This window comes from Streptomyces sp. NRRL F-6676, from assembly GCF_000725625.1.
GTDB lineage: Bacteria > Actinomycetota > Actinomycetes > Streptomycetales > Streptomycetaceae > Streptomyces.
On the sequence record NZ_JOHS01000003.1, the window covers coordinates 43,465 to 62,480 of the forward strand.

Below are 19,016 nucleotides of genomic sequence, written 5' to 3' on the forward strand. Positions count from 1 at the left end.
TGTGGGCAGATGTTAGTGACAGGCGTGGGCCGTGGGAAAGTCACGGCCCCCCGGCGACCGGCACAAGGCGGTTTCACGCCACCCCGGTGCGCCGGTCCGGCGGCCGGGCGGGGATGATTGATCCCCGGGATCGGGAACCGGAACCGGGCTCCACGCGTCTGAGTGATTGCTCCCTGGCGTCCCTCGGCACGCGGTGACCTCCGTGCGCCGGCCGCCCGGCGTGGTGTGCCTAACACGTCCGGGGCCTGTGGATGGGGACGGACCGGTCGTAGCGTTGAAGGTTCTGACGGGGATCTCGGGGTTTTTTGGGGATTCGGCAACGATGGAGAAGCGTGTGATGACGGACGGTAAGCGGCGCAAGGGTCTCGTGGCCGCGTCCGCACTGCTCGGTGGTGTGCTGGTGCTCACCGGGTGCAGCGGTGGCGACTCCGACGCCGGGGGAGGCGACGGCGACTCCACCTCGCAGGCGAAGGCCGACAAGGCGGCCGCGCAGAAGGCGTCCGAGGCGGATATCGCGATCACTCCGAAGGACGGTTCCGACAACGCGTCCATCAACAACGCCGCCAAGGTGACGGTCGCCAAGGGCACGCTGACCGACGTGACCATGACCACGGCCTCCGGCACCGCTGTCTCCGGCCGGATATCGGCCGACAAGACGAGCTGGGCGCCCACCGGCCAGCTGGAGCGGGCCACCACCTACAAGGTCGCCGTGACCGCCAAGGACTCCAAGGGCCGCGCCGCCCACGAGAACGCCTCGTTCACCACCGTCTCGCAGGCGCACTCCTTCATCGGCAACTTCACGCCGGACAACGGCACCACGGTCGGCGTCGGCATGCCCGTGTCGATCAACTTCGACAAGGCCATCACCAACAAGTCGGCCGTCCAGAAGGGCATCACCGTCTCCTCCAGCACCGGGCAGGAGGTCGTCGGCCACTGGTTCAACGCCAACCGCATCGACTTCCGCCCCGAGAAGTACTGGACGGAGAACTCCACGGTCACCCTCAAGCTCGCGCTCGACGGCGTCGAGGGGGCGAGCGGCGTCTACGGCGTCCAGCAGAAGACGGTGACCTTCAAGGTCGGCCGCAACCAGGTCTCCTACGTCGACGCGCAGACCAAGCAGATGAAGGTCACGCAGGACGGCAAGACCATCAAGACCATCCCGATCTCCGCCGGTTCGCCCGAGAACAAGACGTACGAGGGCCAGATGGTGATCTCCGAGAAGTTCAAGGAGACCCGGATGAACGGCGCCACGGTCGGCTTCACGGACGACGACGGCAAGGGCGAGTACGACATCAAGGACGTGCCGCACGCCATGCGGCTGAGCAGCTCCGGCACGTTCATCCACGGCAACTACTGGGGCGCCAAGTCCATCTTCGGTTCCGTGAACACCAGCCACGGCTGCGTCGGCCTGTCCGACACCAAGGGCGCCAACGACTCCAGCACGCCGGCCGCCTGGTTCTACAACAACTCCCTCATCGGTGACGTGGTCGTCGTCCAGAACACCGGCGACAAGACCGTCGCCCCGGACAACGGCCTCAACGGCTGGAACATGAGCTGGGCCGACTGGAAGGCCGGCTCGGCCGTCTGACCCGTCCCCGGCGAACCCCACGGCGCCGCCGCCCCCCGTACCGCACGGGGAGCGGCGGCGCCGTCGTCGTACGGTACGGCGACGGCGCCGTCGTCGTCGTGGTGCGGCGGGCCGCGCGGCGTTCATCCGGCCGCGAGGGAGCGATCGGACTCCGTTCACCCCCGCTCCACGTCACCTGCGGATACGCGCCAGACACGGGGCATTTTCAGCCCATGATCGTCCGAGGCGATCACCGGCGGCCGAGCTCTCCCTAGCATCGCCTGCGCAGTCGCTCTTCCTGTCCCACCAGTTCATCCGTGACGCGCGTACAGGAGTGTTCTCGATGCTCAAGAAGTTCTTCGTGTCCGCGGCGCTCGCAGCCACCGTCGCCGCGGGAGGCATCGGCCTCAGCGCCGGTACGGCCTCCGCCGCCACCTTCGTCCCCGGCGGCGTCTACCCGTCGATCGGCGCCTGCGGCGACGCGGGCAACGCCGGCTTCCCGCAGGGGCGTTGGGTCGGCTGGCGCTGCGAGTCGCTGGGCGACGGCCAGTACCTGCTCTGGGTCCAGCCGACGTACTGACAGATGTCACCGGCGGTGGAATGCGAACGCCGCATTCCACCACCGAGCCCTTTCCCGGTGCGGAACCGTGCGCCGGGCGGGCGCCGGGCGGGCGCCGGGCGGGTGCCGCCACCGCGCCCCGGCGGGTCCTGCCACCGTGCCCCGTAGGCCCCGCCACCGTGCCCCGGACGGCGCCCGCACAGCTCAACTTCCCTTCGCGCACAGGCTTCTCATCGTTCTCTTATGCCCGGCTTATGGCTTCATCACGGGGCGTCCCTACCTTGCGGCCATGTTCTTCACCTACCTGAGGCGCGAGTTGCGCCGCCGCAGAAAGGCGGCCCTGGTCGTCGCCTCCGGGCTCGCACTGGGCATAGCCCTGGTCATCATCGTCAGCTCCGTCTCCTCCGGGATGGGCAAGGCCCAGGACAAGGTCCTGCAATCGCTGTACGGCCTGGGCACCGACATGACCGTCACCAAGGCCGCGGCCGCGCAGAGTTCGGACGGCGCGCAGCGGCCCCGCTTCAACTTCGACGCCAAGGGCAGCGACTCCGACGAGGAGCAGAGCAATGACCGCGTGGTGGTGCAGGGCTTCCAGACCCTGGCGAGCTCCACGGTGGGCAAGGTGGACGCCCAGAGCGGCGTCTCCGACGCGGTCGGGGGCCTGAGCCTCCAGGTCATCAAGGTCAGCGGCCAGTTCCGGCAGGGCCAGTTCAAGCAGGACCAGAGCGGCGGCAACCAGCAGGGCGGCGGCTTGGCGGGCGGCGGCAACGGCGGGAACAGCGGCCGGCCGCAGGGCCGCGTCGAGGGCGGCGGCGCCGACTTCGACGTCGACAACTACTCGGTCTACGGCACGGACGTCGCCGAGCCGGCGCTCGGCCCGCTCACCTCCTCCAAGATCACCAAGGGGCGTACGTTCAAGACGTCGGAGACGAACGCCAAGGTCGTCGTCGCCGACACGTCGTACGCCAAGAAGAAGAAGCTCACCCTCGGTGACACCGTCACCATCAAGAGCGTCAAGTTCAAGGTCATCGGCATCGCCACCCCCGACAGCGGGGATGCGGGCGCCAACCTCTACATCCCGCTGAAGCAGGCCCAGGCGCTCAGCGACTCGAAGAACAAGGTCACCACGATCTACGTCAAGGCGACCGACTCGCAGAAGATCGACTCGGTCAAGTCGGCGATCCAGAAGAACATCTCGGGGACCACGGTCACCACCTCCGCCGACCTCGCCGACACCGTCTCCGGCTCCCTGTCCACCGCCTCCGACCTGGCCACCAGCGTCGGCAAGTGGCTGTCCATCGCGGTGCTCGTGGCCGCGTTCCTCGTCGCCGGACTGCTCACCTCCTCCGCCGTCTCCCGGCGCGTGCGCGAGTTCGGCACGCTCAAGGCGCTGGGCTGGAGGTCCGGCCGTGTCACCCGCCAGGTGGTCGGCGAGGCCATGGTCAACGGACTGGTCGGCGGCGCCCTCGGCATCGCGCTCGGCCTCCTCGGCGCGTACGTCGTCACCGCGATCAGCCCCACCCTCCAGGCACAGCTCGGCGGCGGCTCGGGCGGGGGCGGCGGCTTCGGCGGCGGTCCCGGCGGGGGTGGCGGCGGTGGCTTCGGCGGTCCGGGGCGGCAGCAGGCCGCGAAGTCCCTGGAGGTCGGGCTCACCGCACCGGTCAGCCTCACCACCATCGCGGTCGCGGTCGGCCTCGCCGTGGCCGGCGGGCTGATCGCCGGCGCGTTCGGCGGCTGGCGGGCGTCCCGCCTGCGCCCGGCGGACGCGCTGCGCCGCGTCGAGTAGTGCCACCCCGTAAGGACCCGGACCCCAGGAGCTGACCACCATGTACGTACTCAGCGGCGTCACCAAGCGCTACACACGCGGCAAGGACATCGTCAACGCCCTCGACGGCGTCGACCTCACCATCGGCGACGGCGACCGGCTCGTCATCCAGGGCCCCACCGGCGGCGGCAAGTCGACGCTGTTGCAGATGCTCGGCGGCCTCGACAAGCCGACGTCCGGCAGCATCGAACTCGACGGCACGGACCTCGCCCGGCTCTCCGAGGCCAAGCTCACGAAGGTGCGCAGCGAGAACATCGGCTTCGTCTTCCAGAGCTTCAACCTCATCCCCACGCTCACGGCCCAGGAGAACGTCGAGACGGCGCTCGTCCCGCTCGGCGTGAAGGTGAAGGAACGCCGCGAGCGGGCCGCCGAGGCGCTCGCCTCGGTCGGCCTCGGCGAACGCCTCGGCCACCTGCCCGGCGAGATGTCCGGCGGCCAGCAGCAGCGCGTGGCCATCGCCCGCGCGCTGGTCAAGAAGCCGAAGGTACTGCTCGCCGACGAGCCGACGGGCAACCTCGACGAGTCCACCCGCGACGAGATCATGGAGGTCCTGGAAACCCTCTGGAAGGAACACGGCCTGACGTTCGTGATGGTCACCCACGACTCGACGCTGGCGAAGAAGGCGCCGCGCCTCGTGACGATCCGCAAGGGCAAGATCACGGTGAAGGAGAACGCGAAGGCGTGACCGTGACGGGGAGGCCGGGCACGCCCCGGGCACCGCACCGGGCCTGCCGGGCCTCCCCCTCCACCTCGCACCACACGGTCTTGTGATCCGCCCCCGGCTCCACGCCCCACCTCAGGGCGAGCGAGTCGAGCACGGCGAGCCCCCGCCCGGACTCGTCCGCGAGGGAGGCCCGCAGCAGGACGGGCAGCGCCCGCGGGTCGGGATCGGTGACCTCGACGCGGACGGAGCCGTACGGCGTCCCGACAACCCGGACGGTCACGGGCGTGCCCTCCCCGACGTGGTCGACGACGTTCGTCAGCAACTCGGTGACACACAGCTGGACGTCGAAGCCGTGGTGCCGGAGCAGCCGGCGCACCCCGGGCACGGCCTCCGACGTGGCGAGCAGCCGCAGTTCGAGACTCACCGCTCCACCGCCTTCCGCAGTACGGCGGTCAGCGCGCGGGCCGTGGCGGTGTTGCAGTTCCCGAGCGCGACGAGCCCGGCGGGCGGCGCGTACGTGCCCGCGTAGACCAGGAGGTCGACGCCGAGCGAGGGAAGCGTGAGCCCGTGCAGGGCGAGGGCGGCGCGGAGTTCCTCCGCGCAGCGGGGCACGTCGTAGGGGGCGGCGGGCCGGGGGCTTGGAGGAACGGGACGGTCGGCGGGGGAACGGCCGGGCATGAGCGGACACCTCTCTGTGATGAATCGCTCACACTGTGACGCCGGGCGCTCTACCGTAAAAGGGGTATCGGGTACGCGGCCCGACCTGTGGAACAGATGGTGGTGAACCATGCCCCGAAGCAAGGACATCGACGGCTCGATGGGCGTCCCGACGTTCTACGGCAAGGAGTTGAGGTGGAAACGCGAGTCCGCAGGGCTGTCTTTGGAAGAGACGGTGGCGGGCAGCTTCTACGGCAAGTCCTACCTCAGCGACATCGAACGCGGCGAACGCCGCATGCCGCTGGATCTGGCCCGCCACGTCGACCAACTCCTCGCGACGGACGGCTTCTTCGAGCGCCGGTGCGAGGATGTGCGGAGGGCGCGGCGGGGGCCGCACGCGGCCTACTTCGAGAAGGTACTGGAGGCGGAGCGGCACGCGGAATCCATCGAGGAGTGGTGCCCCGGCGCCTTCCCCGGGTTGCTCCAGACCGCGCCGTACGCGCGGGTACTGGTGCGGTCGGCTCACCCGACGGCCTCCGACGAGAAGGTCGAGGAAAAGGTGCAGGCGCGTCTCGCCCGCGCCGGCCTCTTCGAGGACGACCACTCCACGCCGGAGTACTGGGTGATCCTGCACGAGTCGCTGCTCACCGACGCGACCCTGCCGCCGGAGGAGATGGCCGAGCAACTGGACCGGATCGTGAAGCTGACCGAGCGGTACCGGATCGTTCCGCAGATCGTCCCGCGGAGGTGCGGCGCGTATCCCCTGATGGCCGCCTCGGCCAAGGTCATGACGTTCCCTGACGCACCGCCGTTGGTCTACACGGAGGCGTCCTACAGCGGTGACACGATCGATGATCCGGCCCTCGTGAAGCAGTACCGCAAGGCATACGATCGGCTCAGGGCCGTCGCACTGTCACCGGAGACGTCCCTGGTCATGATCAAGGCGACCGCAGAGGGATACCGAGATGGCAAACAACTGGATCGATTTGAGTGAGGCGCTCTGGTTCAAGAGCAGCCACAGCAACGGTGACGGCGGGGATTGCGTCGAGATCGCGAGAGCCTTCCCCGGCGCCGCCCTCTGGCGCAAGTCCAGCTACAGCAACGGCGACGGAGGCAACTGCGTCGAGGTCGCCGACAACATCCCCGGCCTCGTCCCCGTACGCGACTCCAAGGTTCCCGACGGCGGCCCCGTCCTCCTCCTCACCGCCCACGCCTGGGCCCCGTTCGTCGCGTCGCTGAAGACGGCGTAACCGGCCGTCCGAGCCGCACAGCGAACAGGTGCGCGCAGGTGCCGACCCCGTGCTACGACTCGACGCCCCCGTGCAGGCCCCACTCGTCGAGACCCGAGTAGACGAAGGCCGTGCGGCCTTTGGGGAACGAGAGGCACTCGGCCTCACCCCTATAGACCGCCACCAGCGAGTCGGCCCCGCGCCACCAGGTGTCCGCGAGCCCCTGTACCTCCGGGACCGGCTCGTACGCGTCGAGCGAGAAGCGGTCGACGTCGTCGCCGACGACCCTGGTGATCCGCTTGGCCCAGCCGGACGCGTGGTGGGCGAGGGCGAGCGATTCCACCCAGCCCTCAACGGTCGCGTGCAGCGGAGTCCACCGCTCCGCACGAATGCCGAACTCGCCGTGTGGCCCGACGAGGAACGAATAGGGGACGGCGGTCCGCTGCTTACCCGCCTCGAAGCGCCACCCTTCGGACGCGGAGCCTTCGGGCGAGCCGGCGCCGAAGTACCTGGGCCCTCCGTCGTACTGCGGAGCGGGCGGCAGCAGTAGCCCGCCCCACCGCTGCTGGAAGCCGGCCATCCGGTCGACCACCGCGGCCGGAAGGCCCCGGTCGAGCCACCGCTGCCGGTGCTCCGCAACGGACCGGACGTCGACCTTGATGCCGTGCGCACTGACGAAGTACCGAGCCCTGCGCGTAAGCCCGTCGGGCACGTCGTCGACGAGATTGAGGTTCACCGGGAGACAGTAGCGAGTACGGCGGTACCCCCGGCGGCTGCTCCGTTCCTCCGCGCACCCAGAAACCAGTGGCCGCCCGCGCCGACCGGCTCCACGCTGTACGCCATGGAACAGCCGCAACGAGGAATCCGCGCGACCTACACGGACTCGACGATCACCGTCCGACCGGCTCGTACCCGTCGAGTGGGAGCTGTTCGACGTCGTGGCCGACGGCCTTGGTGATCTGCTTCGCGCAGTTGGACGCGTGGTGGGCGAGGGCGAGCGACTCCACCCAGCCCTCGATGGTCGCGGGCAGCGGAGTCCATCGCTCCCCGTGAATCCGTTGCCGGAAAGCCCCCGTCGAGCCACCACTGCCGGTGCTCCGCGATCGGCCGGGCATCGATCTTGATGCCGTGCACACCGACGAAGTACCGAGCCCTGCGCGTCAGCCCGAGGTCGGCTGTCGGCCGGCCGGCCGGCCGCGTCGGCGGCCCAGACCCCTGCGGGGACGTCGCCGTCCGTGTCGATGGCCGGGGGCCGGGCCGGCTCGGTGATCTTCGGCACGTGCCGGTCGCTGCCGGGTGTCTCCTCCTGGCATGGTGGCGGGTGTGGCCGATCGGCTCGAACGCTTTCGAACGGTGATCAGTTACGCTGACTACCGCCGCACAAACCGGTGTTGACGATTCCGGATCAAGCCCCCGGGCAGCGGGAGACGGGACCAAGGCCGGCTTCGTTTTCCCGGGATGCCGACGCACAACGCCAGAAAAGGGTAATCATGAGCCTGACACTCAAGACCTCGGTGGTAGGAGCAGTCCTCGCCGCGACCGCCGTACTGGCGTCTCCGGTAACCGCATCGGCCGATGAACCCGTGACCCGCTGTGACGAAGGCCAGATCTGTCTCTACGATGGCCACAACCTCACCGGTAGCAACTTGCAGCTCCAGTACGGGGTGGACGTCCCCAACCTTGGCTGGACGTGGAACGACCGAGCCAGCTCGGTGTGGAACCGTAGCTACTGGCCCGTCTGCATCTACACCGATGCCGACTACCATGGCCGCTGGTACAGCATCAACCCGGGCCAGCAGGAACTTCTGTACCTCTACGACAACGCGGTGAGTTCCATTCAGTACGGTGGCTGCGGGGGCTGAGCCGACCGACTGACCGGGCCACCCCCGCCGACAGCCCTGGCGAACCGGAGTCGCGTCCGGCCGCCGGACGCCGCGTACTTGGGCCGGCTCTGCCCCCTTGGCGTGTGGTCGATCAACGGCACACTGTTGAGTACGCCGTCGGACGCGCCCACCGCCCCGAGCATGTCCTCGACGCCGTCCCAGGAGACGGCGAGGAGCACCGCGTCGCGCCCGGTCACCGACTCGCGCGGTGCGGCAGCGAGCGCTCCGCGGCCCAGCCGCCGAGCCAGCTTGATCGCCTTGGGGAAACTCCTCGTAGCTCGCCAGACTGTCCCGGAGTGGCAGGCGGTCCTGGACGCGATCCAGGAAGTCGAGTACATCGGTGCCGGTCCGGTGGGCTATTGGGGAGTGTCGTTGGGGTGCGGACTCGGCGTGCCGTTCGTTGCCGACGAGCCACGGGTCCGCGCCGCGGTGCTGGGCCTGGGAGGCGCGTCGGCATCGGCCGAGGCGGCCGCACGGATCACCGTCCCGGTCGAATTCCTGGTGCAGTGGGACGACGAGCGGGTGCCGCGGGCTCAGAGCCTGGCTCTGTTCGACGCCCTGGCCTCGGCCCAGAAGACGCTGCACGCCAACCCCGGTAAGCACGGGGAAGTTCCGAGAGCGGCGCGTCGGCTCCGGGCGCCAACCAGGTCCAGCCGCCGACCGGATCCAGCCGCCGACCGGGCCTGGCGGCCGATGCGCCCACGCGGCCCCCGGTCTGGTCAGCGGGGGATGCCCACGGCATCCGCGTGCTGGTGCACGACATCCGCGGGAAGCCTCGGGCTTCGGCAGGCGTCTCGGGATCGAGCCGCACCAGCCGTCGCAGAGCCGGCCGTCGGAGCGTCACGGGGCGGTGTTGAAGCCGTCCAGTACGTAACGTTGAAGGATCACCTGCCTGCGGACGCCCGAAAGGATGCCGTATGACCCACCACCTGCGGTTCTTCTTCGAGGCGGGCGTGGACACACCCCTGTGGCCGGAAGACATGGCCAGCCCGTACGGCTATCCCTGCGACCTGGACAAGCTGCCGATCAGCCCGGCCACCCGGGAGGAATTGGCGAAGTTGTCCGAGCGGTACCAGTCGTCGATCGACTGGAAGTATCCGCCGAATCCCTCACCGTGGTCCGACGCGGAGTGGCAAACCTTCAGGGAGCGGGCGCACGCAGCCCTGGGCACCTTGCGCCGCGAGTTGGGAACGGACTGGACGGTTCGGGACGAGAGCCTGCTCTGAAGGCAGCGGCACGTCTGCCGACCTGACGACGGCTATCCGCTGGCCCGCGGCGTGGGAGCGGGGCAGGATGACGTGGGTCACCCAGTCGCGTTCACGGACTGCTTGGGGCGCATGGCCGCCCGCTGGTATCCCTCGCGCGCCGCCGACTGCTCGGCCTCGTCCACTTGTTCCGTCTGCTTCGGCATGCCCGCCATGATCCGCGACCGAGCGGCCTCGACCAACGGAGTTGTCGTCGCTCGGTATGAGCACGTTCTCAGACGCTGAGGAGGCCGGTGTTGTCGGTGGGCCGGAAACAAGGAGGCGCCGACAACGCTGGGCGGCTACAAAGGCGTGTATGACGGTCTTCCACTGCGCGAAGTGCGGAACCGAGTTCACCCCGGACTTGGTGAAGCTGCCCTCCGTGCCGGACGCCCCGGACCACGCCGAAGACCGGGACACGGGCACGGGGCCGGCCGCCTCCACTGTGCCGCGACGGCACTTCGCCGTTGATCCGGAGCCGTGGGGCGCGCCGTTCGTCCCGCCGACCGATGAACCCCGGCCGCCCCATCCACGCAGTCTGCTCATGCCGCCGGCGCTCACCGGTCGGACCCCGGCCGGTCAGAGGAACAGCTACGTCGTGCATCCCGAGGACGTGCCCGCCTTGAGGCTGGAGGAGCAGGGGGGCCCGCACTGGGGTTGCTGTGGGCCGCTCGGCACCGGTGGTCCGAACATGATCTGCGGATGCGGCGCTCCCGTCGCCACCCTCACCGCCGACTGCATGGGGCCGCACGAACTCCACCTCGATCCCGTACGGGTGTGGGCGTTCGACACGGAGGGTGCGGAGGGATGAGCAACCGTCCCGTGCCGGCGCACGCCGCTGAACTGGAACCGCTCAGGCGTCACCTCCGTGACCCCTCGTCCATGTTCGATGTGGGGCCCGGATGGCGTGCCCTTGTGCTGCGATGCCACGAGGCGGTCGTCGCGGTGTTTCCCCAGTACGAACTTCTAGCGGTGAAGCAGAAGTGGGCGGTCCTGTCCTTCCAGGCATTTCCTCGGCCGTGGAAACGGGGTGGGCGGTGGACATCCGACGAGGTGGCGAGGCTCCACGCGCTGGTGGCCGGGTTCACGGCCGCAAGCGAGCACCTTTGCGAGCGCTGCGGCAACGCGGGGTCGCTGCGTGAGACCCGGCGGATCGAGTTGACCCTCTGCACTGCGTGCGAGTCCCGCGTGGGACCGGACGGCCGCCTGTAGGCAGGCCCTGCTCCAAGCCCGTTGCCCGCCGAAACGCTTCTGCCTCACTCCTTCGAGCGGTGGACCGGCACTCGAGCCCGTTAGGCTGGTGCGCGGGATCAGAATCGCGCCCATGGGAGCAGCCATGACCACCTCCGACGCCGGGCAGCCGCTCATCCCCCAGCCGCCCTCCACCGTTGCCGCGCTGCGGCAGGCCGTCAGCCAGATCGCGCCTGCGGCGCTGCCGGCCTTCACCCGTGAGCTGGACCAGGCGGCCGACCAGTCCCGGCAGGGTTCCGACCTCGCACCGCTTCAGCGGTTCATCGCGCAATGGGCCGTTTACGTCCACATTCAGCGCCAGCCCGGCGTGGCAGCCGATTTCCGCCGCTGGGAGGACAGTGCCAGGACGGGCGACGCAGCCCAAGTGCGCCGGGCCGCGTCCGAACTCGGACGGATCTTGGACGAAGCCCACGCGGCTCTCGGTATTCCGACCCGGTGAGCGCGGACTGGCGCTGGGAGTACGACCCGGACCTGGCTCATGTCACGGGTGGCGTGCCCGCGTATGTGGTGGCCGAGGTAGAACGTCTCACCGGCCAGCTCGTCGAACTGGCTGCCACAGGCGTCGACGTCAGCGATCTCGGTAGTGGTCCGAGGCCGGCTGGCCTGCGCCGTATGGATGCGGCCGGAGGTTGGTTCTACTTCCTGGTGGCACCGCGGGACCCGTTGATCGTTGTTGTGCGCATCGTGCCCCCGTTCGATGCGCTGTAGTGATCGCCCGACGCGTGCGAAGGGCCACGGACAAGTGTCCGTGGCCCCCTTCACGCCTGGTGCCCGGCGGCTGCCGGGACCGCGTCAGATCGTCGACGCGTCGATGACGAACCGGTAGCGGACGTCGCTCGCCAGGACTCGCTCGTACGCCTCGTTGATCTCGGGCGCGGAGATGAGTTCGATCTCCGCGCCCAGGCCGTGCTCCGCGCAGAAGTCCAGCATCTCCTGGGTCTCGCGGATGCCGCCGATGCTGGAGCCGGCCAGGGTCTTGCGGCCGCCGATGACCGAGAAGAGGTTGAGGGAGATCGGCTCCTCGGGGGCGCCGACGTTGACCAGGGCGCCGTCCGTGCGCAGCAGGGACAGGAACGCGCCGAAGTCGAGCGGCGCCGACACCGTCGACACGATCAGGTCGAAGGTGCCGCGCAGCTCCTCGAAGGTCTTCGGGTCGCTGGTGGCGCGGTAGTGGTCGGCGCCCAGCTTGAGGCCGTCGTCCTTCTTGCGCAGGGACTGCGACAGCACGGTCACCTCCGCGCCCATCGCGTGCGCGAGCTTGACGGCCATGTGGCCGAGCCCGCCCATGCCGAGGACGGCGACCTTCTTGCCGGGCCCGGCGTTCCAGTGCCGCAGCGGGGAGTACGTGGTGATGCCGGCGCACAGCAGCGGCGCGGCGACGTCCAGGGAGAGGGCGTCGGGGATGCGGACGACGAAGTTCTCGTCGACGACGACCTTCTGGGAGTAGCCCCCGTAGGTGACCTCCCCGTCCCTGCCGACGCCGTTGTACGTCATCACGTTGCCGTTCGTGCAGTACTGCTCCAGGCCGGCCTTGCAGTTGTCGCACTCGCGGCAGGAGTCGACCATGCAGCCGACGCCCACGCGGTCGCCGACCGCGTACTTGGTCACGCCGGAGCCGACCTCGGAGACGACGCCCGCGATCTCGTGGCCGGGGACCATCGGGAAGATGGCCTCGCCCCAGCCCTCCCTGACCTGGTGGATGTCGGAGTGGCAGATGCCGGCGAAATGGATGTCGATGAGGACGTCGTGCTCGCGGACCGCGCGTCGCTCGATCGTGGTGCGCTCGAGCGGAGCCTTGGCGGCGGGCGCGGCGTATGCGGCGACAGTGGTCATGATCTCGGGTTCTCCGCAGTCTCGTGACGTGGTGCTGGTGGTGCTTCCACGGTGCCTCGCTCGCGGATGTTCGCCCAGGCCACGGCTTTGCGTACGTCCGCTGTGCCTACTACTGGCGGGGTCAGGTTCATGGGCGTACGACCGTGAATACTGGAGGGTATGGATGGACAGCTGGACCGGCGTGCCGAACTGAGCGAGTTCCTGCGTACCCGGCGGGCACGGCTCAAGCCGGAGGAGGTGGGGCTGGCCTCGTTCGGCCGGCACCGCCGGGTTCCGGGGCTGCGGCGGGAGGAGCTGGCGCAGCTCGCGGGGATGTCCGTGGCGTACTACACCCGGCTCGAACAGGGGAACGGGCGGAACGTTTCCGCGGAGGTTCTGGACGCGATCGCCTGCGCGCTGCGGCTCTCCGACGCCGAGCACGCGCATCTGCTCGACCTCGCCAAGCCCAAGCGGCAGAAGAAGAAGGCCGTCGCGCGCCCCCAGCAGGTGCGGGTGGGGCTGCTGCAACTGCTGGAATCCGTCGACACCGTGCCCGCGTACGTCTCCGGGCGGCGCTCGGACATCCTCGCCTGGAACCGCATGGCCTCCGCGCTGTTCGGCGACTGGGGGCAGCTGCCGGCGGCGGAGCGGAACTGGGCGCGGCTGGTCTTCCTCAACCCCGACTACCGCGATCTGTTCGTCGACTGGGACCGGAAGGCGTCGGACATGGTCAGCTTCCTGCGCATGGACGCGGGCCGGCACCCGGACGATCCCCGGCTGTCGGCGCTGGTCGGCGAGTTGTCCGTGAAGAGCGAGGAGTTCCGGCGGCTGTGGGCGACGCACGACGTCAAGGAGAAGAGCCACGGCGTCAAGCGGTTGCGGCACCCGCTCGTCGGCGAGCTGACCCTGTCCTTCGAGACGTTCCGCCTGGTGGACGATGTGGAGCAGAGCTTCGTGACGTACCACGCGGAGCCGAACTCCCCGTCGGCCGAGGCCCTGCGGCTGCTGGCCAGCTGGGGGGCCGACGCGGTGACGTCGCCGCTGCGGGGATGACCGCGGCGGAGGGCGGTCCGCCGGGACGACGAGCGCCGCTTCCGGCGAGCCGTCCGGGGGCGCGCGCGGAATGGCCCGGAACCGTCGGCGGTTGAGGGGGATGGGCCGCGGACGCCGGTGGTGTACGAGCCGGGCGGGCCCCGGGCGGCCGGGCCGCAGACCTTCGGCCTCTGGCCGAGCACACTTCGATGACTTACACGGACTGGAGGAGCCGCGATGGCTGCGCAGACGCAGAGGGCCGTGCTGGCGGGCGGATGTTTCTGGGGGATGGAGGAGCTGATCCGCCGGCAGCCGGGCGTCACCTCGACCCGGGTCGGCTACACCGGGGGCGACGTGCCGAACGCGACGTACCGCAACCACGGCACGCACGCGGAGGCCATCGAGATCCTCTACGACCCGGAGCGGACGGACTACCGCGCGATCCTGGAGTTCTTCTTCCAGATCCACGACCCGAGCACCAGGAACCGCCAGGGCAACGACATCGGCATGAGCTACCGCTCGGCGATCTACTACGTGGACGACGAGCAGAAGCGGATCGCCGAGGACACGATCGCGGACGTGGACGCGTCCGGGCTGTGGCCGGGCAAGGTCGTCACCGAGGTGGAGCCGGTCGGCCCCTTCTGGGAGGCCGAACCCGAACACCAGGACTACCTCCAGCGCTACCCGAACGGCTACACCTGCCACTTCCCCCGCCCGGGCTGGCGCCTGCCGGCGCGCACGGAGGGCTGACCAGGGCGCACCACCCTGCCCCCGGGCCGGCCTCGCCGCCCCCGGCCCGCCTCGCCGCCCCGGTTCGTCCCGTCGCCCGCCGACCCGGATGCGGCCGCCGGCCGGGGCGGCTCCGTTCGTCCCGGTGTCGGGTCGCGTTGGGCAACGGCCGCCCGCGCGGCTCGCTCGGCGGGCGCGTCGGACGAGGCCGGTCCTGCGGTCCGGGTCCCGCAGGACCGGCCCTGCCCTGCCTCGGCGGGCGGGCCCTTGCCCTGCCTGGGGCGGGCGGGCGCCTGCCCTGGGGGGCGTGTCGTGTCGGCGGGCGCGGCTGAGTCAGGCCCTGCGCGCGGTCCGCGCTGCGAGCGATCCGTCTCGCGGGTCCGGGCTCGGGTGGATGGCCTTGCCCTGGGGCGGGGGTGCCTTGTGGGCGGATGCGTGGCTGGCCCATCGGCGCGCGGGCCGCGCCGCGAGTGATCCGTCTCGCGGGTCCGGGCTGGACTGGATGGCCTTGCCCTGGGGCGGGGGTGCCTTGTGGGCGGACGCGTGGCTGACCCGCCCGGCGCGCGGGCCGCGCCGCGAGTGATCCGCCTCGCGGGTCCGGGCTGGACTGGATGGCCTTGCCCTGGGGCGGGGGTGCCTTGTGGGTGGACGCGTGGCTGGCCTGTCGGCGCGCCCCGCGCCGCGAGCGTCCCGTCTCGCGGGCTCGGGCTCGATTGGACGGCCTCGCCTTGCGGCGGGCATGCCCTGTGGGTGGACGCGTGGCTGGCCTGTCGGCGCGCCCCGCGCCGCAAGCGACCCGTCTCGCGGGGCCGGGCTCGATTGGACGGCCTTGCCCTGGGGCGGGCGTGTCCTGTGGGTGGACGTGTGGCTGGCCCGTCGGCGCGCGGGCCGCGCCGCGAGCGATCCGCCTCGCGGGTCCGGGCTGGACTGGACGGCCCCGCCCTGCGGCGGGCGTGCCCTGTGGGCGTACGCTCGGCTGACTCGCCCGGCGCGCGCCCCGCGCCGCCAGCGATCCGCCTCGCGAGCCCCGGCTCGACTGGACGGCCTCACCCTGCGGCGGGCATGCCCTGTCGGCGGACGCGCGGCTGACCCGCCCCGCGAGCCCCCGGCCGGCAAGCGACTGCCTCGCCGGGCGAGCGCGGCCAGCCGGCAAGCGACCGCCTCGCCGGCCGGCCCGGCTCCGAGGCGGCCCGCCCCCTCGCGGGCGGTTCGTCCCGTCGGCCGGCGGCGGAGCCGGCGGCTAGCGCGGCACCGTCATCGGGTTGCCGCCGTTCGCTTCGAAGCCGCCGACCGCGAGGGCGCGGCAGACCGTGTAGCCGGCGGCCGGGTTGTCGGAGAGGGTCCAGGGGAGGGCGCCCACGTGGCCGTCCACGTGGACGAGCTGGCTCATTGCCTCCGCCCAGCGCTCGCCGGCGACCAGGAAGTACACCAGCATGTGGCGCACGTGCGGCAGCATCGGGTCGTCCGGGCGGGCCGAGTGCACCGCGTACAGCGCGCCGTGCACCGCCTTGGTGACCACCTCGCCCTCGTACAGACCCCGCACCAGGTTGACCTCGGGCAGGTGCTCGAACACCGCGAACAGCGGCAGCGCCGACAGCAGCGAACCCTGCGGGGCCCGCGCGGCCGCCGCCTCCGCGAAGGCGGACGCCAGCTGCCGCGAGCCGTGCCACTTCTCGCACCAGTAGCGCAGGGCCACCATGTGCGCCCCCATGTGCGCGGGCGCGCGGTCCAGGATCTTCAGCCACAGCTGCTCGAACTCCGCCTGCGGATACCCCAGTCCGCGTGCCACGGAGAGTTCGACGATGTACGGCACCGGGTCACCGGGAGCCAGCAGCGCCGCCTCGCCGCACGCCGCCTTCGCCTCCTCCATGATGATCCGGAACTCGTCCGTCCCCGGCGTCGCCGTACGCCACGCCTGCTGCACCAGGAACTCGGCGTGCACCGCGGCCCCGCCCGCGTCCTTCGGCTGCTCCGCGCGCCACACCCGCAGCCACTGGCCGCCCGGTATCTCACCGACCCCGCCCGGCCGCCGGCTCAGCTCCAGGGACGCCGCACCGGCGAAGGCCTGCACGCGCTGCCAGCGCAGCTCGCCCTCCTTCTCCGTGCCCGCCAGCAACTGCATGGCGGCGCGGTAGTCCTGCGTGTGCTGGACGACCTCCAGGACGTCCAGCAGGTCCTGGTCGGGGCCCGGCAGCCGGACGTCGAGCTCCTCCTCCGGCACGAAGCCGTAGTTCGCCGGGTCGGCGGCGTCCGGATGACCGGGCGGGACCAGCTCAAGACCCCCGCTCCTGCGCCGCAGGAAGGGCAGCGCGACCATGCTGAGCATGGCCACCGCCATCAGGACCCAGAGAATCTCCATGCCTCAAGAGTTCCAGAAGGGTCTGACAATTGGCCAACCCGTTCGCCCGCCTGTTCGAGACCCGCGCGGCACGCCGTCGGCACGCCGCGGGCCGCCTCGCGCGGCGAGCCGCCCGGCGCCCGCGGTGACGGCGTGTGCCCCGTCGGCGCACTACCCTCGGAACCCATGAGCGACAGGCACATCAGTCAGCACTTCGAGACCCTCGCGATCCATGCGGGCAACACCGCGGATCCCCTCACCGGCGCGGTCGTCCCGCCGATCTACCAGGTCTCGACCTACAAGCAGGACGGCGTCGGCGGGCTGCGCGGCGGCTACGAGTACAGCCGCAGCGCCAACCCGACCCGTACCGCGCTGGAGGAGAACCTCGCCGCCCTGGAGGGCGGCCGCCGCGGACTCGCGTTCGCGTCCGGACTGGCGGCCGAGGACTGCCTGTTGCGCACGCTGCTCCAGCCCGGCGACCACGTCGTGATCCCCAACGACGCCTACGGCGGCACGTTCCGCCTGTTCGCCAAGGTCGTCTCCCGCTGGGGCGTGCAGTGGTCCGTGGCCGACACCAGCGACCCGGCGGCCGTCCGCGCCGCCGTCACCGAGAACACCAAGGTGATCTGGGTGGAGACCCCCTCCAACCCGCTCCTCGGCATCACCGACGTCGCCGCCGTCGCCCAGGTCGCGCGGGACGCCGGCGCCCGGCTCGTCGTCGACAACACGTTCGCCACGCCCTACCTCCAGCAGCCGCTGGCCATGGGCGCGGACGTCGTCGTCCACTCCCTGACGAAGTACATGGGCGGCCACTCCGACGTGGTCGGCGGCGCGCTGATCACCGGCGACGACGCGCTCGGCGAGGAGCTCGCCTACCACCAGAACGCGATGGGCGCGGTCGCCGGGCCGTTCGACTCCTGGCTGGTGCTGCGCGGCACCAAGACGCTGTCCGTGCGCATGGACCGGCACAGCGAGAACGCCGGCCGCGTCGCCGAGATGCTCACCCGGCACGCGCGCGTGAGCCACGTGCTGTACCCGGGGCTGCCCGACCACCCCGGTCACGAGGTCGCCGCCAAGCAGATGCGGGCGTTCGGCGGCATGGTCTCCTTCCGCGTCGAGGGGGGCGAGGAGGCGGCCGTCGAGGTCTGCAACCGCGCCAAGGTGTTCACGCTCGGCGAGTCCCTCGGGGGCGTGGAGTCCCTGATCGAGCACCCGGGGCGGATGACGCACGCGTCGGCGGCCGGTTCGGCGCTGGAGGTCCCGGCCGACCTCGTACGTCTGTCCGTCGGCATCGAGAACGTCGACGACCTCCTCCAGGACCTGCGGCAGGCCCTCGGCTGAGCCACGCGCGCCTGCTGAGCCACGCGTGCGTGATGAGCCACGCGCGCGTGACGATCCCGCCGCTCACCACCCGGTGAGCGGCGGAGTCGTCTCCGAGGGCGGCTCCACCCAGGGGTGCACGGTGGCCGCCCACACCGTGAAGGCGACCGCCGCCGCGCACAGCAGGAGCCACAGCAGCCGCAGCAGGGCCCTGCGGCGGCGCAGCATCCGGCCGCCGCGCCGCACCGCCTGCGCGTACAGGTCCGGCGGAACCACCGGTGTCGCGCGCTCCAGCAGCCGCCGTACGGCCGCCTCCCGCTCGGACCCGTTCACGGCGCCGCCACCTCCCGCACCGCCGGGGCCGGGCCGCGCGGGGGGTGCAGCAGCGTGGTGATCGCCCGCGCGCAGATCGTCCGTACGCGCTCGACGGGGAACCCGAGGAGCGCGGCGGTCTGTTCCTCGGCGATGCCCTCGTAGAGCCGCAGGACGACGACCAGCCGCTCCTGCGGGGTGAGCCGGGCCAGCGTCCCGGCCGCCCGCGGGCGGTGCCGGCCGAGCGCCCCGTACGTGTGCCACGCCGTGCGCGCGAAGCGGACGGCGAGCTGCTGCCGGGCGCGGTCGTAGGGGTCCTCGCCGCGCAGCCGGTCCCAGGCGGCGTACGTGTGCGCCAGGGCGTGCGTGAGCAGCTCTCGGGCACGCGGGTTGGCGTCGGGGCTCTCGGCGGTGAGCAGGGTGGCGGTGTGCAGCAGCCGGCCGGCCGCGCCGGCGACGAACACCTCGAACTCCCGGGCCCGGCGGGCACCGGGCGACGCCTCCCGTCCGCGCACCGCGCCTCCCGTCCGACCGCCCCAGAGCGCTCCCGGATGACGGGCCCCGGCCGCGCGTGCGACCGGCTCCCGTCCTCAT

At 71.2% G+C, this 19,016-nt stretch carries 21 protein-coding genes and 1 pseudogene; 15 read left to right on the forward strand and 7 right to left on the reverse strand.

Going from position 1 to position 19,016, the window contains the following annotated elements:
- The first annotated feature begins 337 nt into the window (after nucleotides 1-337).
- The 4 genes from IO29_RS03555 to IO29_RS03570 all read left to right on the forward strand — a co-directional run bounded on the left by IO29_RS03555 (nucleotide 338) and on the right by IO29_RS03570 (nucleotide 4,636).
- A complete protein-coding gene (locus IO29_RS03555; RefSeq protein ID WP_030993899.1) occupies nucleotides 338-1,588 on the forward strand; it encodes a L,D-transpeptidase in 1,251 nt (416 codons plus the stop codon).
- A gap of 322 nt (nucleotides 1,589-1,910) precedes the next feature.
- Nucleotides 1,911-2,147 (forward strand): hypothetical protein, encoded by a 237-nt coding sequence (locus IO29_RS03560; protein WP_030378911.1) that lies wholly within the window; start codon nucleotides 1,911-1,913, stop codon nucleotides 2,145-2,147.
- 268 nt (nucleotides 2,148-2,415) lie between these two features.
- A complete protein-coding gene (locus IO29_RS03565) occupies nucleotides 2,416-3,912 on the forward strand; it encodes an ABC transporter permease (RefSeq protein ID WP_030378910.1) in 1,497 nt (498 codons plus the stop codon).
- Nucleotides 3,913-3,952: 40 nt separating this feature from the next.
- On the forward strand, nucleotides 3,953-4,636 hold the full coding sequence (locus IO29_RS03570; RefSeq protein ID WP_030378909.1) for an ABC transporter ATP-binding protein: 684 nt from the start codon (nucleotides 3,953-3,955) through the stop codon (nucleotides 4,634-4,636).
- Here IO29_RS03570 and IO29_RS03575 read toward each other — a convergent pair.
- Together IO29_RS03575 and IO29_RS03580 are read right to left on the reverse strand one after the other, a co-directional pair.
- Nucleotides 4,608-5,039 carry an ATP-binding protein gene (locus IO29_RS03575; RefSeq protein ID WP_030993900.1) on the reverse strand — a complete coding sequence of 144 codons (432 nt, stop codon included), beginning with the start codon at nucleotides 5,037-5,039 and terminating at the stop codon, nucleotides 4,608-4,610. The genes IO29_RS03570 and IO29_RS03575 overlap by 29 nt on opposite strands.
- Nucleotides 5,036-5,293, reverse strand: a complete 258-nt coding sequence (locus IO29_RS03580) for a hypothetical protein (protein WP_051707582.1) — start codon at nucleotides 5,291-5,293, stop codon at nucleotides 5,036-5,038. Before IO29_RS03580 ends, IO29_RS03575 begins: the two co-directional genes overlap by 4 nt.
- 109 nt (nucleotides 5,294-5,402) lie before the next feature.
- On the opposite strand from IO29_RS03580, the gene IO29_RS03585 reads away from it, so the two are divergent.
- Together IO29_RS03585 and IO29_RS03590 are read left to right on the forward strand one after the other, a co-directional pair.
- On the forward strand, nucleotides 5,403-6,266 hold the full coding sequence (locus IO29_RS03585) for a helix-turn-helix domain-containing protein (protein WP_030378906.1): 864 nt from the start codon (nucleotides 5,403-5,405) through the stop codon (nucleotides 6,264-6,266).
- On the forward strand, nucleotides 6,238-6,522 hold the full coding sequence (locus IO29_RS03590) for a DUF397 domain-containing protein (RefSeq protein WP_030378905.1): 285 nt from the start codon (nucleotides 6,238-6,240) through the stop codon (nucleotides 6,520-6,522). The genes IO29_RS03585 and IO29_RS03590 overlap by 29 nt, the downstream gene beginning before the upstream one ends.
- A gap of 52 nt (nucleotides 6,523-6,574) precedes the next feature.
- On the opposite strand, the gene IO29_RS03595 is transcribed toward IO29_RS03590, so the two are convergent.
- A complete protein-coding gene (locus IO29_RS03595) occupies nucleotides 6,575-7,237 on the reverse strand; it encodes a hypothetical protein (RefSeq protein ID WP_030378904.1) in 663 nt (220 codons plus the stop codon).
- A gap of 754 nt (nucleotides 7,238-7,991) precedes the next feature.
- Here IO29_RS03595 and IO29_RS03600 point away from each other — a divergent pair.
- The 6 genes and pseudogenes from IO29_RS03600 to IO29_RS03630 all read left to right on the forward strand — a co-directional run bounded on the left by IO29_RS03600 (nucleotide 7,992) and on the right by IO29_RS03630 (nucleotide 11,587).
- Nucleotides 7,992-8,363, forward strand: coding sequence for a peptidase inhibitor family I36 protein (locus tag IO29_RS03600; protein ID WP_078618186.1), 372 nt, complete (start codon nucleotides 7,992-7,994; stop codon nucleotides 8,361-8,363).
- A gap of 176 nt (nucleotides 8,364-8,539) precedes the next feature.
- Nucleotides 8,540-8,999, forward strand: a pseudogene (locus tag IO29_RS39240) (alpha/beta hydrolase); the annotation flags it as partial.
- A gap of 302 nt (nucleotides 9,000-9,301) precedes the next feature.
- Nucleotides 9,302-9,610 carry a hypothetical protein gene (locus tag IO29_RS03610; protein ID WP_030378901.1) on the forward strand — a complete coding sequence of 103 codons (309 nt, stop codon included), beginning with the start codon at nucleotides 9,302-9,304 and terminating at the stop codon, nucleotides 9,608-9,610.
- 334 nt (nucleotides 9,611-9,944) lie between these two features.
- Nucleotides 9,945-10,439: a hypothetical protein gene (locus tag IO29_RS03615; RefSeq protein ID WP_030993901.1), complete on the forward strand. Its 495-nt coding sequence runs from the start codon at nucleotides 9,945-9,947 to the stop codon at nucleotides 10,437-10,439.
- A 525-nt stretch (nucleotides 10,440-10,964) separates the two neighbouring features.
- Nucleotides 10,965-11,318 carry a DUF6247 family protein gene (locus tag IO29_RS03625; RefSeq protein ID WP_030378898.1) on the forward strand — a complete coding sequence of 118 codons (354 nt, stop codon included), beginning with the start codon at nucleotides 10,965-10,967 and terminating at the stop codon, nucleotides 11,316-11,318.
- A complete protein-coding gene (locus IO29_RS03630) occupies nucleotides 11,315-11,587 on the forward strand; it encodes a hypothetical protein (RefSeq protein ID WP_030378897.1) in 273 nt (90 codons plus the stop codon). The genes IO29_RS03625 and IO29_RS03630 overlap by 4 nt, the downstream gene beginning before the upstream one ends.
- Before the next feature lie 84 nt (nucleotides 11,588-11,671).
- Here the strand turns inward: IO29_RS03630 and IO29_RS03635 are convergent, their stop codons facing one another.
- The gene (locus tag IO29_RS03635) at nucleotides 11,672-12,712 is read right to left on the reverse strand and encodes an NAD(P)-dependent alcohol dehydrogenase (protein WP_030378896.1); all 1,041 of its coding nucleotides are present in this window, start codon (nucleotides 12,710-12,712) and stop codon (nucleotides 11,672-11,674) included.
- A 159-nt stretch (nucleotides 12,713-12,871) separates the two neighbouring features.
- On the opposite strand from IO29_RS03635, the gene IO29_RS03640 reads away from it, so the two are divergent.
- Complete coding sequence (locus IO29_RS03640; RefSeq protein WP_030378895.1) at nucleotides 12,872-13,744, forward strand: helix-turn-helix domain-containing protein; 873 nt, start codon at nucleotides 12,872-12,874, stop codon at nucleotides 13,742-13,744.
- 216 nt (nucleotides 13,745-13,960) lie between these two features.
- A complete protein-coding gene (msrA, locus tag IO29_RS03645) occupies nucleotides 13,961-14,473 on the forward strand; it encodes a peptide-methionine (S)-S-oxide reductase MsrA (protein WP_030378894.1) in 513 nt (170 codons plus the stop codon).
- Between the two features lie 1,219 nt (nucleotides 14,474-15,692).
- On the opposite strand, the gene IO29_RS03650 is transcribed toward msrA, so the two are convergent.
- Nucleotides 15,693-16,811, reverse strand: coding sequence for a hypothetical protein (locus IO29_RS03650; RefSeq protein ID WP_030378893.1), 1,119 nt, complete (start codon nucleotides 16,809-16,811; stop codon nucleotides 15,693-15,695).
- Nucleotides 16,812-16,976: 165 nt separating this feature from the next.
- Between IO29_RS03650 and IO29_RS03655 the strand changes: the two genes are divergently transcribed.
- Nucleotides 16,977-18,131: a cystathionine gamma-synthase gene (locus IO29_RS03655; RefSeq protein ID WP_030378892.1), complete on the forward strand. Its 1,155-nt coding sequence runs from the start codon at nucleotides 16,977-16,979 to the stop codon at nucleotides 18,129-18,131.
- Between the two features lie 63 nt (nucleotides 18,132-18,194).
- On the opposite strand, the gene IO29_RS03660 is transcribed toward IO29_RS03655, so the two are convergent.
- On the reverse strand, nucleotides 18,195-18,443 hold the full coding sequence (locus IO29_RS03660) for a hypothetical protein (RefSeq protein WP_030378891.1): 249 nt from the start codon (nucleotides 18,441-18,443) through the stop codon (nucleotides 18,195-18,197).
- A complete protein-coding gene (locus IO29_RS03665) occupies nucleotides 18,440-18,937 on the reverse strand; it encodes a sigma factor-like helix-turn-helix DNA-binding protein (protein ID WP_030378890.1) in 498 nt (165 codons plus the stop codon). Before IO29_RS03665 ends, IO29_RS03660 begins: the two co-directional genes overlap by 4 nt.
- Nucleotides 18,938-19,016: the final 79 nt, after the last annotated feature.